This window comes from Bacillus cereus group sp. RP32 (genome assembly GCF_040459735.1).
In the GTDB taxonomy this organism is placed as follows: Bacteria; Bacillota; Bacilli; order Bacillales; family Bacillaceae_G; genus Bacillus_A; species Bacillus_A wiedmannii.
On the sequence record NZ_JARVHO010000001.1, the window covers coordinates 3,622,478 to 3,635,093 of the forward strand.

Consider the following 12,616-nt stretch of genomic DNA (forward strand, 5'->3'; position numbering starts at 1 on the left):
TTTTCTTCTCTCCCTATATCGTTACTTATTTTTAATGTACTTCAACGTTTGTAACGTAATCTTCAAATTGATTCGTTTGTTTATTCATTTCATCACTTACTTTTTTAATTTGATTGAAATGTTTTTGAAGTAAACTACTATCTGTATATGTGCCTTCTTCAACATTCTTTTGAATTTGGATCATATTATTGTTTAAAACTTTCCAATCCGTTAATAACGTTTCTAAAGTTGTAATTTGACGATCGATTAGTTCTGTAAAGCTACTTACTTGATCTTCAACGAATGTAATTTGTGTCGCCTCTGCTTCAGTTTGTGATAACTTTTGAATAAGTGGTAGTAGCTCTTTTTGCTTTTGCTGAATGCGAAGAGCTGCTTCTCTCGTTTGACTATCTGCAGCATTTACAATTTCATTACTTAAAGTACCGATAGAAACGAAATCAATTGTTTTCGTTTGCGCAGTTTGATTTGTAATTGTAAATACTTGTTTACCGATATTAATAGAACCTTTAATAATTTCTTGAGGTCTATTCAAAATAGTCGTTAATTCCGCTTGGATTTCTCCTTGAATTCTTTTAATATCTTCTCTTAATTTCACAATATCTCCACTTGATCCTTGCAGTGTTTTTATTGCTTCATCAGCTTTAAGTGATAAGTTGCTACTATCTTTGTCTAATACCGTTTTAAATCGATTTAACTCTAATAAATCTTGCTCCATACTCTCTTGGATGCTTTGTACTTGCAATTGTAATTTTCCATATGCATTTGTAAAATCTGCTTTTGCCTGTTCATCTTCATTGACGTTTCCTGCTAGTTCATAGAGCTTACTATAATAACTATTAAATCTAGTACTATATCTCATCATCTCTTGATTTAAGTCGATTAGCTTCGGATTATATTCATCAATCCACTCTCTTACATTTGCCTTTGCAAACTTTTGATGATTCGTCAAACTACTCATCGCATTCACCTTAATGTCTGGCTGCTGTAAAATCACTAGTCCATATGCTTGTATAAGCGGTGACTGTGATCCTAACATTCTAATTGAATTGGATAATGTATTTGGAGCAATTACATTTTGTGCATATACTGTTTTCACTTCTGTTTGCCCTTCCTTAGCGTAAGCGCTTACAGGAATAAAACAACTCGTAGATACTGCTGTAACCAATAACCCTGTAATTAAAGTCTTTTTCACTTTAACTCCTCCTATGTATTAGCAACTATTACTATCGCATTTTATTATTCTATTTTCTTGCATATAGTTTGAGATGGTTAAAATAGAGAACGTTCTCACCGCGATCCATGTACGAACCACCTCTCTCAACTTTTATTGATACAGTACTTACTTATTGTTATAAAACATTTCATATGTGATTAGTATGAATAATATTGTATAAAATTTCTATTTTATAGCCATTCTCACATTCACACAGTGAATATATTACATAAAAATATTATTCATTTTAAACTAAATAACGTACGTAAATATGAAATTCCGTTTTGTTTTCATGTAAGTTTTGTACTGTAAGGTCATTTAAACACAGCTATTTATATAACGTAAAGAAGTATTTTCATTCCCTTTATTTTCAAGCTTTCCTGTCCTTATTTCAAAATATAATCCACTTCACTTTTTCAATTGAAATATCCATATATCACAACAAAAACCTCTACTTATTCATAGATACAAAAATTATATCAATATATCTTTTAGAACCATATGCAATTATGCATAGTGTATACACAAAAAGGATAGCTTCACTTTCGTAAAGCTATCCTTAAAAAATCTTCTTACTTTTTCAAATGATATGGAACTGTCGTAATAACAACATTTCTTTTATAGAGTAAATACGCACGAATGAGTAAACTAGACTGATTATGAAGAATGTTATGCCAACCTTTTTTCGGAATGAACTGTGGTATAACTACAGTAACTCGGTAATTTGACTCACTCGCTTTATATTGTACTGTATCAATAAACTTTGTTAGTGGCTGAATAATACTTCTATAATGAGAATGTAAGGTAACAAGCCTTACTTCAGGTTGCCACTTCTTCCATTTCTCTTCAAATTTCTTTTCCTCTTCTCTGTCAAAAGCAACATATACAGCAATAACTTGATCTGCCGAAAGAGCCTTCGCATAGTTCAATGAATTTTCTACTACATGCGTCATACCAGCTACAGGAACAACAATTACATTTCCCTCAATTGGAACAAGTGGCTCACAAGTTTTTAAACTTAATTGATCACCCACTGCCTCGTAATGCTTCTTAATTCTATGGAACAAGAAGATGATGGCAGGTAAGAAAATAAGGATTGACCAAACTTGTGCGAACTTAGTTAAAAAGAACATACTCATTACAATAAAACTAATGACTGCACCAACTAAATTGACCGTTAATCTCAAAACCCATCCTTCAGGTTTTTCACAAAGCCATTTTAATACCATCCCCGTTTGAGAGAGTGTAAACGGAATAAATACACCTACTGCATATAACGGAATTAAATGTTCTGTTTGCCCTTGGAAAGCTACAATTAAAATAATCGAAGCAATTCCAAGTATAATAATACCGTTTGAGTAACCTAGGCGGTCTCCTCTAATCGTAAACATTCTCGGTATGAATTTGTCTTTTGCAAGGTTAACTGCTAATAGCGGGAATGCAGAATACCCTGTGTTAGCAGCAAGAATTAATATTAAAGCAGTTGTACCCTGTATAAAATAGTACATGAAATTACGCCCAAAAGTTTGTTCAGCAATTTGTGAAACAACTGTTACTTCCTTACTTGGATTAATTCCGTAATAATAAGCTAAAAAGACAATTCCTGAAAATAACACTGCAAGTAATGCACCCATTGCGAGCAATGTTTTCGCTGCATTGTTAGGTGCAGGATCCTTAAAGTTTGGAATTGCGTTAGATATTGCCTCAACACCTGTTAAAGCAGAGCTTCCTGAAGCAAATGCTCGTAACAGTAAAAACAAACTAATTCCTGCAACTGGTGTTCCAATCGGTGAATGTAATGTCGGTGAAACTTGACCAGTTATAATATTATAACTACCTACACCAATTAATATAAATAGTGCTAAAACGAATAAATAAACAGGATATGCTAAAACGGAAGCTGATTCCGTTACCCCTCTTAAATTTAGAATAGTAATCAATATAACAAATATAATCGCAATGATTACATTGTGTGCATGTAAACTAGGGAAAGCTGATGTAAGCGCATCTGTACCTGCTGATACACTTACTGCAACAGTTAAAATATAATCGACTAATAAAGATCCTCCAGCTATTAGCCCTGGATTCATCCCTAAATTTTCTTTTGATACTACGTATGCGCCACCGCCGTGCGGATAAGCAAAAATAATTTGTCGATAAGATAAAATAAGGGCTGTCAATAATACTAATACCCCAACAGCGATAGGAATAGAATACCAATAAGCTACTGCTCCTAGGCCTGCTAGTGCGATTAATATTTGCTCTGGTCCGTATGCGACCGATGACAATGCGTCAGAAGATAAAATGGCTAGCGCCTTCGTTTTATTAAGCTTTTGCTCTCCTAACTCAGTTGATTTTAACGGCCTTCCAATTAAAAACCTTTTGATTGATGAAACCACTGCTATCCACTCTCCAATAATTTTGTACGAACTTTTCTGCTAGTTACAGCGGATAAACGATTTCTTCAGAAAACAAAAAATGTCTACAAGCCATAACGAAATAGACTTGTAGACATTATTTTTTTTGTCGCACAAGCTCCACCTTCCTTCTCAATATAACGCTTACGAGGTTAGCTGTCGGATTCGGGCCTATGAGTAGCCCTACCTTTTTCAAGGATTCACCCCATTGGATTAAGAACTAATCCATAAGAACGGGTCCCCCGCACCATGCGGTTTCAGCGATTTAGAAAATTGAAACTGTGGATTATAATACTCCTTTATTTTCAAAATGTAAACAAAAATTTTTAAAAAGAAAAAATTTAAATGATTGCGCATAATCCGCCGGTAAATATACATAATGAATACTAAAAAATCGATAAAGGAGACCCACATGTCTAAAGAAAAGAAGCCTATTTTTTCTGATTCCTATTTAGATGCATTAGCAAATGAAATTAATCAATTATACGGTAAACGTGAACAGGAAATAAATTTGACAGATAGAACGAAAAGAAATAAATAATTTGTCATAAAAAAAGAAAGCAATACACTTATATATTGCTTTCTTTTTTATTTTTTCATACATCCAATTGTATTGCTAATCTGTTAAAGGTCATTTCTTCATACACTTTCAAATTTTGATATACTGCCCCTAATAATGGTGCTTCTATAGAAAATTGTTCCGCTACATCTAGTAAGTATCCTTGTAAGTGCTCGCCTTCAATGAACGAATCTTTTTCCATATCACGCTGCATCGATGACTTCATATCATACGAAATTTTATCAATTGTTTTCATATGTTCTTGGGCAATTCCATCCTTAACTGGAGCTTTCATAGATCTCATGATTTGCACACATTCTTCAAATAAGTTTTGGATAAAATCGCGTCCACCTTCGCTTTCGCGAATCGGTCCTATCGGTGCACGCATTAATGTCGTCACACCCGACATTACAGTAATGAATAAATATTTATGCCACATATCTTGCATAATATTTTCACTTAAAACAAAACTAGATTTCGTACCTGCAAATGCTTTAGAAATATGCTTTATTCTCTCTGAATCTTGAGACTTCATTTCTCCAAATACAAGTCTGTTGGCAACACTCGTTTGTACAATCTCTCCTTGATCGTTTAACGTCGTCTCGATAAAGCATAAACCGCCAATCACTTTTTCCACGCCAAATTCTTTTTGTAATAGTGATACATGAGCAATACCATTTAACAATGGAATAATTACAGTATTTCCACCTACAAACGGCTTCAAATCTTGAATTGCCTCGTTTAAGTGATACGCTTTTGTTGAAAATAAAATAACATCAAACGGAGAAGTTCGATCTTCTTTCGTTATTAATTTCGGTTGGAAGGAAAAATCCCCGTTAACACTACGAATAACAAGTCCCTTTTCCTCTAATTGCTGTTTTCTTTTACTGCGGACAAGAAACGTAACATCTTCTTCTTTTTCGACTAATCGACCTCCAAAAAAGCCTCCGACGCCACCAGCTCCTAATACTAAAATACGCATACAACATCCCCCTTTTCAAAATACAATTTTATAACATTTAATATACATAACATTATACATGTCCCCTACTAAATAAGCTGAATTTTCATTCTTAATCGAGTATAAAACAGTGGTTATTTTCAAATAAATTTGGGTATGTTGTTTTTATAGCATATATGGAAAGGAAACAATGTAAATGGAGGCAATACAAACCATCGAGGAAAAAGATGTAGCAACAGCTATATTTCAATTTATATTCCCGTTTTCTTTTAAAACTGGATATGAACAAAATATGTTCCCTTTCTTACAGAAAAATGATTTCCGCCCTTTTCGACTCGATCATCTTGAAAATGAAAATACATACTACGGAAAGTTTCAAGTTTCACATCAAAATATGGAAGCATACTATCTTTCATTTACAAATAAAATTCTATTTCCTCACTCAGAGCATCAAAAAGGATTACAACGCTATTCTAAAGACCTTAACTTAACTGGACATTTAACAACAAATTTGATTTCTGTTCCATTCAAGATTCATTCTATTGACGTAACAATTTGTCCTTATGAGCTTGGCTTCTTAACAATTCGGACAGAAGTAGAAACCGCTCCAAACATAACATTATCAGAAGCAATTGAATTCGCCGCCCGCTTCCGTGTACTCGAAACTAAAAATGATACAAACGAGACTATTTGTATTGAATGTAACGGAAAACAATACTCACAAGTGGAAAAACTTATATTCGGTGATTTATTTCATGGTGTAACAGACTTCTTTGAGAAAAAGAGATTGCGGAGCTCTTACTTTCAAACCTTTCCTTTCTTTGAAGACCAAAGAATGTATGTACAAACGTTATTATCTATAAAAGAAGATATGGACCTGAATGAAGTGGATGTTTATCGTACTTCCAGCCTTTCCGGATTAACAGACGATGGTAAGCCGTATATTGGCGCAAATAATGTTTCTTATATTCAAGATTATTTAATAAAACATTCTTATCAAAGATGGGCTCCTAATCGCTACTTTGTTATGGAAGAACATATTTTTACATGTATAACAAATGAAGGTGAGCAAGCAATCGCTAAACTTGCTAGTCAAATGTACGGGGAGTTTTATTACGCTTTATTATTAAACTTATTTCATAAAGTTGTTTTATTAAAGATGGCCAACGCTTATGCTGAACTAAACATTGAACAGGATACAAATGAAATAGAGCAATTAATTTATTCAATCAATTCATTTACAGCAAATTACTTTTCTTTAGAGTTAGTATCCCAATCACAGAGTGAAGATATTTTCTTCCGCTTAAGAAAACTATTTAACATTGAGGTACTATACTCGAATGCAAAACAAAATCTTGATAGTTTGTTTAAATATCAAGAAAATGTCGCTTCTAAAAAAGATAGCCTTTTACTATTAATTTTAACGCTCTACTCTGTAGTAGGCCAAATGTTAGGGTTTACTATGATTGATCTTTTAAGAAACACCGATTCAAACAAAATCTCGTCGCCACTTGAATTTTTCGCGCTTTTAATAGCAATTAGCGGCATAGTCATTTCACTTATTTTAGGTGCGCAAAGTTTATACCAATGGAGTCTACAACATAAACGAAGAAAATCATGGGTAAAACAAACTGTACTTTCTGCTGTTAAAGAGAAAGATGATAAACATTAAAAAGGGTGATTTTCAAATTACAAATACGTAGAGCATTTCAGTGAATGAAATTTTTATCAGCGATTTTTAAGATATATCGGCGTAACTCAAATTATATCAGCGATTTTTCGATTATATCGGCGCAACTCAAATTATATCAGCGATTTTTCGATTATATCGACTTACCGACAAAAACTGATAAAAAACACATGGTAAAAAAAGTACTCCAAAATAAAATTTGGAGTACTTTTTTATTACAATAATTTAGCTTACTTCCCTGCTTCGATTTTCTCTAATGCAGCCGCTACTTGCTCTTCAGTTAATTCGTGTTGAACGATATAACGATTACGTGGGTGTACACGACATTCATGAGAACATGCACGTAAATGTTTCGCTTCGTTTTCTTCAGAACATAAAATTTTCTTATTACATTCTGGATTTGCACAGTTTACATAGCGCTCACAAGGTTCACCTGTAAAGTGGTCTTTACCAACGATAACATGCTCTTTTTGGTTTACTGGTACAGAGATACGCTCATCGAACACGTAACATTGTCCATCCCAAAGCTCACCTTGTACTTCTGGGTCTTTTCCGTACGTTACAATACCGCCGTGAAGCTGACCTACATCTTCGTAACCTTCACGAACTAACCAACCAGAAAACTTCTCACAACGAATTCCGCCTGTACAGTATGTTAAAATCTTTTTACCTTCAAGTGTTTCTTTGTTTTCTCTAATCCAATCTGGCAACTCACGGAATGATTCAATATCCGGTTTAATCGCACCTTTAAAGTGACCTAGATCAAACTCATAATCATTTCGTGCATCAATGATAACTGTATCTTCTTGTTTCATTGCCTCATAGAATTCTGTTGGCTCTAAATATTTACCAGTTATTTCTTTCGGATTAATGTCGTCTTCTAGACGAAGTGTAACTAACTCTGGACGAGGGCGTACGTGCATTTTCTTAAATGCATGTTCATCTGCCTCATCAATTTTAAAAACGATTCCAGCAAAACGTGGATCATTGTTCATTGCTTCCATGTATTTCTCTGTTTGCTCAACAGTTCCAGAACAAGTTCCATTAATTCCTTCTGTCGCTACAAGAATTCTTCCTTTTAACTCAAGTGATTTACAAAATTCTAAATGCTGTTCAGCAAATTCTTCTGGATTTTCAATTGTTGTGTACATGTAATATAGTAATACTCTATATGGTTTTGTAGTTGCCAATTTATTTCTACCACCTATCTAAATTTTAAAATCATGTATAAGTTAACGTTCATATCAAAACATATATAATAAGAAAATACATACTAAATTGTACTTAGCCTATTTTCTTCTATTTACAATTTTTTCTATAAGTTAACGAAAATAAAAACAAGATTACATCACAAAACACTATGGTTATGTTGTAATCCCAATATATTATATATCATACAATTTCATTTCCATCAATTAATATGCTGTAATATAGGCTCTATGTTCACATAAATTTCAAAATTAGTCCTTTAATTCATTATGTTTCCCCATGTGATCACACCATAAACTCCCATTTTTTTATAACACGACACTATCTATTGCGGCAAGGCATATAATTTGCACTAAGGAAACATTTGTGTTCAAATAAAAATATCATCTCATACATTTAAATGTATTGAAATAAACAATAAGAATACTTACAATAATTTCATCAAGTTAACATTTCAAAGGGGAAAACTACTATGAATAAAGATATATCAAAAGATGAACAAGTCCCTTCTCAAAGTACAACTGTTCAATCAGCACACTTAGCTTTAAGTGGAGAAACGAAAGGCTGGAAAAGACTGTTACCGTTTTTAGGACCCGCTTTTATCGCATCCGTAGCTTATATTGACCCTGGTAACTTTGCTACAAATATCGCAGCTGGTTCACAATATGGATATTTACTATTATGGGTTATATTCGCCTCTAACTTAATGGCAGTATTAATTCAAACTTTATCAGCTAAATTAGGAATTGCTACGGGAAATAATTTACCTGAAATCGCTCGCGAACACTTTCCAAAACCTGTGTCTATTGGCTTATGGATTCAAGGTGAACTCGTTATTATGGCTACAGATCTAGCGGAATTTATCGGGGCAGCACTCGGATTGTATTTATTATTTGGAATTCCGATGTTACCAGCTGCTTTAATTACAGCAGTCGGATCATTTATTATTCTTGAGTTTCAACGCAGAGGATTTCGCCCACTAGAAGCTATTATTACAGGGATGATTTTTATCGTAGTAATAGCATTTGGGATTCAAGTTTTTTATGCAAAACCAGAATTAAGTCCCCTTCTTTCAGGACTATTTATTCCAAAATTCCAAGGTGTAGACAGTATATTACTTGCAGCAGGGATATTAGGTGCGACAGTTATGCCACATGCAATCTATTTACATTCTGCATTGACACAACGCCGCGTGATCGGAACAACTGATGAACAAAAGAAAAAAATTTTCCGTTTCGAGTTTATTGATATCATTATCGCAATGGTTATCGCTGGAGCAATCAATGCGAGTATGTTAATTGTTGCTGCCGCACTATTCTTTAAAAATGGCTTACATGTTGAAGACCTTGATGTTGCTTTTAACCAGTTCAGTACTTTAGTCGGTCCTGTATCAGCTGCTTTATTTGGAATTGGGCTCTTATCAGCAGGACTATCTAGCTCTTCTGTCGGTACAATGTCAGGTGACATTATTATGCAAGGTTTCATTCGAATGCATATTCCGTTATACTTACGCCGCTTTATTACAATGATTCCACCATTAGTTATTATCGCTTTAGGTGTAAATCCAACTTACGCTCTAGTCATGAGCCAAGTCGTCTTATCATTCGGTATTGCTTTTGCATTAGTGCCACTTATTATGTTTACAAGCAATAAAAAAATTATGGGTGCGCTCGTTAATCACCGCATAACAACCTTTATCGCTTGGATCATCGCTGCACTTGTTATCATTTTAAATATTTTCTTACTTTATCAAACATTTGTAGGGTAATGAGAAAAGGTATTCCAATAAAACTGGAATACCTTTTTTCATTACCACTTATGTATGTACCTCTTTCTGGCATTATCTTACCTTTTTCAGTTCGAAAGTAAAGTGGTAATCCTTCCGAAAGAAATATGCTCACCTTGGATGGATCCTGCCTTTGATGATGAATATGTAAATGCGGCTCACTTGAACTTCCTGAGTTACCAACTTGAGCAAGTACCTCTCCTTCATTTACATGTTGGCCTTCCCTCACTTTAATTGATCCTTTTTTTAAATGGGCAAGAATCAAAAATGTCCCTGATTCATCTAGTTGCAAATAAATATGATTCCCCGCCATTGACTCAAAATTATCCGATCCCGGAACTACATCTTTTTCATCGTTATTGATTGATACAACTGTTCCTGAAGCTGGTGCCATTACTTTTGCTCCATATATTCCATAATCTTCTAATTTACTACTTTTCACTTCAGCAGGCGGAATAAGAATATCATATGCCCATCGTTCATTTGGTTTTATAACATGATAGTTCGTTTCTAATCGATCACCACCTCAGCCCACTAGTGCTCTTTCATTTAAGGGAAAACGAACGACTATTTTAGGGCTCATAGACTGTACATCTGCTGGGTAAGCAAGTCCCCCTATGTTAGCAAACCATCCTAAAGGCCAAGCTCCAATTATAGAGAAAAGAACGATGAAGAGTAATATTCTATCTATTCGCTTTCTGAAAATGCCTTTCCACACAAATAGTAATGCTGATCCTATCAAAATAAAGATTGATACTAAGCTAAAGGCTTGTATACTCCACCACACAATGACTGATATAACACCTTTAGCTAAATAAACTACACTCCAACTTGCAATTAGAAAAGCAATTAAAATTACTAATACATATTTCTTCCACATGTTGTATCCCCACTCTCCTATCTTTGTACTACATCATACGAAGTGAAAATTACGACATATAAAAGAAATACTTACGACTTCCTTATAATTCTTTATAATACGGTAAAGCGATGGTGAAAACAGTTTCTTTCTCGTTACTGCGCACAGTGATATCCCCTTTATGAAGCTCTGCTATACTTCTCGCAATTGCAAGTCCCATTCCTTTGCCACCCGTATGGGAGCTACGTGATTTTTCACCACGATAAAACTTCTCAAAAACGTAAGGAAGGTTCTCATCCGGAATACATTGTCCAAAATTTTTAATTTCTATTTCAGCATTCATGTCTCTTTTAGAAACTTGAATTAAAATATCCTTTCCGTCTTTCCCGTACATAATACTATTACTAATTACATTTTCGAATAGCCTCACCATAAGCGCTACATCTATTTCCACATGTAACTCCTTATCACCATTAATACAAAAGCTCATATCGGCATCATCTAGTTGTGGTACAAAATCAATCATGATTTGTTCAATGAACGATTTCATATTTACTACACTTTTATGTAATTCGATCTCTCTATAATTTATTTGACAATATTCTAATAAATCATCTACTTGATTTTTTAATTCATAACTTTTTCGCTTTAGTATACTTACATACTGTTCACATTCTTCTCTATTTGAATGAAGCTGATTTCCTAACAGGTCCGCGTAACCGATTAGAGATGTTACAGGTGTTCGTAAGTCATGAGAAATATTACTAATCATTTCAGTTTTCATTTCCTGCAATTTTTTTTCATTTTCGATAGACTCTTTTAAACTTTTAGCCATTCTATTAACATTCACTGCTAATTCACCAATCTCGTCATTTTTTGAAATAGGTATATGTATTTCCAAATTACCACTACTTATTTCCTTCACACTCTTGTTAATTTCAGATAATCTTTTCATCATTGTTTTTGTCATGAATGCAAAGTATGTTGTAGTAAAAATTAAAAAAACTATAAAATATAAAAATGAATATTTTTCCTCTAACGCAGTAACATGACTATATATATTTCCAATTACAATTTGAAACGCTATTATACTTACAGTTGCTAACAAAATGCTACATATGAATGCGATAAAAAACTTAGCTCTAATGCCTTGTAATGATTTAATCTTCAATTTTATATCCGACTCCCCAAACATTTTGAATAAACTTCGGCTCTTTTGGATTCTCTTCAATTTTATTTCTTAATCTTGCAATATGAACCATTACTGTATTATTACTTTCATATGCTCTTTCTTTCCAAACGCTTTCGTATATTTCTTCAATAGTGAACACACGATTCTTTGCAGCGGCCATTAAGTACAAAATATCATATTCAGTTTTCGTAAGATTGATTGTTTCTCCATATAACATTACTGTTCTAGACACTTCATCTATTTCTAAACCTCTAATATTTATTTTCTTTTCTATTTCTTGGACAGCACTTTGATTGAAATATGTATACCTTCTTAATTGAGCTTTCACTCTCGCTATAAATTCAATTGTACTGAACGGCTTCACAATATAATCATCTGCCCCAGTACTAAACCCAATTACTTTATCTACATCCGATGATTTCGCGCTTAAAAACATAATTGGTAAACTATGTTTCTCTCTAATCCTCCTACACAATTCTATTCCATCCATATGTGGCATCATAATATCCAAAATAGCAAGTTGAATACTGTTATTATTTATTATTTTTAAAGCCTCTTCTCCGTTATGAGCACTAAAAACTTTAAAACCTTCTTGCATTAAATTCGCGTTAACACATCGAACAATATCTTGATCATCATCTACAATTAAAATTGAGTTTTTCTCCATATACAAACCTCTTTTTGAAATATATTCCACAATCAATTTTATCACAAATTAAAACCATACTTC

At 33.5% G+C, this 12,616-nt stretch carries 9 protein-coding genes, 1 pseudogene and 1 riboswitch; of the genes and pseudogenes, 3 read left to right on the forward strand and 7 right to left on the reverse strand.

Annotation, left to right across the window (positions count from 1 at the left end; translation table 11 throughout):
- Positions 1 to 31: 31 nt before the first annotated feature.
- Both nheA and QCI46_RS18575 read right to left on the reverse strand, forming a co-directional pair.
- Positions 32 to 1,192, reverse strand: a complete 1,161-nt coding sequence (gene nheA / locus QCI46_RS18570; protein WP_046959101.1) for a non-hemolytic enterotoxin NHE subunit A — start codon at positions 1,190 to 1,192, stop codon at positions 32 to 34.
- Positions 1,193 to 1,785: 593 nt separating this feature from the next.
- A complete protein-coding gene (locus QCI46_RS18575) occupies positions 1,786 to 3,612 on the reverse strand; it encodes an APC family permease (protein WP_353841103.1) in 1,827 nt (608 codons plus the stop codon).
- Between the two features lie 144 nt (positions 3,613 to 3,756).
- Positions 3,757 to 3,903, reverse strand: a riboswitch (cyclic di-AMP (ydaO/yuaA leader).
- 139 nt (positions 3,904 to 4,042) lie between these two features.
- On the opposite strand from QCI46_RS18575, the gene QCI46_RS18580 reads away from it, so the two are divergent.
- Positions 4,043 to 4,171 carry a hypothetical protein gene (locus tag QCI46_RS18580; protein ID WP_000031869.1) on the forward strand — a complete coding sequence of 43 codons (129 nt, stop codon included), beginning with the start codon at positions 4,043 to 4,045 and terminating at the stop codon, positions 4,169 to 4,171.
- A 55-nt stretch (positions 4,172 to 4,226) separates the two neighbouring features.
- Here QCI46_RS18580 and panE read toward each other — a convergent pair whose 3' ends face one another.
- Positions 4,227 to 5,171 carry a 2-dehydropantoate 2-reductase gene (gene panE / locus QCI46_RS18585; RefSeq protein ID WP_353841104.1) on the reverse strand — a complete coding sequence of 315 codons (945 nt, stop codon included), beginning with the start codon at positions 5,169 to 5,171 and terminating at the stop codon, positions 4,227 to 4,229.
- 175 nt (positions 5,172 to 5,346) lie between these two features.
- On the opposite strand from panE, the gene QCI46_RS18590 reads away from it, so the two are divergent.
- The gene (locus tag QCI46_RS18590) at positions 5,347 to 6,822 is read left to right on the forward strand and encodes a hypothetical protein (protein WP_353841105.1); all 1,476 of its coding nucleotides are present in this window, start codon (positions 5,347 to 5,349) and stop codon (positions 6,820 to 6,822) included.
- A gap of 248 nt (positions 6,823 to 7,070) precedes the next feature.
- On the opposite strand, the gene trhO is transcribed toward QCI46_RS18590, so the two are convergent.
- Complete coding sequence (gene trhO, locus QCI46_RS18595; protein WP_000246241.1) at positions 7,071 to 8,030, reverse strand: oxygen-dependent tRNA uridine(34) hydroxylase TrhO; 960 nt, start codon at positions 8,028 to 8,030, stop codon at positions 7,071 to 7,073.
- Positions 8,031 to 8,521: 491 nt separating this feature from the next.
- Here trhO and QCI46_RS18600 point away from each other — a divergent pair, with 491 nt between their 5' ends.
- The gene (locus tag QCI46_RS18600; protein ID WP_048543263.1) at positions 8,522 to 9,817 is read left to right on the forward strand and encodes an Nramp family divalent metal transporter; all 1,296 of its coding nucleotides are present in this window, start codon (positions 8,522 to 8,524) and stop codon (positions 9,815 to 9,817) included.
- Positions 9,818 to 9,857: 40 nt separating this feature from the next.
- On the opposite strand, the pseudogene QCI46_RS18605 reads toward QCI46_RS18600, so the two are convergent.
- From QCI46_RS18605 to QCI46_RS18615, 3 genes and pseudogenes are all read right to left on the reverse strand, one after another.
- Positions 9,858 to 10,715 (reverse strand): annotated as a pseudogene (locus QCI46_RS18605) (M23 family metallopeptidase); the annotation flags it as partial.
- Between the two features lie 82 nt (positions 10,716 to 10,797).
- Positions 10,798 to 11,865, reverse strand: coding sequence for a sensor histidine kinase (locus tag QCI46_RS18610; protein WP_353841106.1), 1,068 nt, complete (start codon positions 11,863 to 11,865; stop codon positions 10,798 to 10,800).
- Entirely contained in the window at positions 11,855 to 12,553 is a 699-nt protein-coding gene (locus tag QCI46_RS18615; RefSeq protein ID WP_353841107.1) for a response regulator transcription factor, read from the reverse strand. Before QCI46_RS18615 ends, QCI46_RS18610 begins: the two co-directional genes overlap by 11 nt.
- Positions 12,554 to 12,616: the final 63 nt, after the last annotated feature.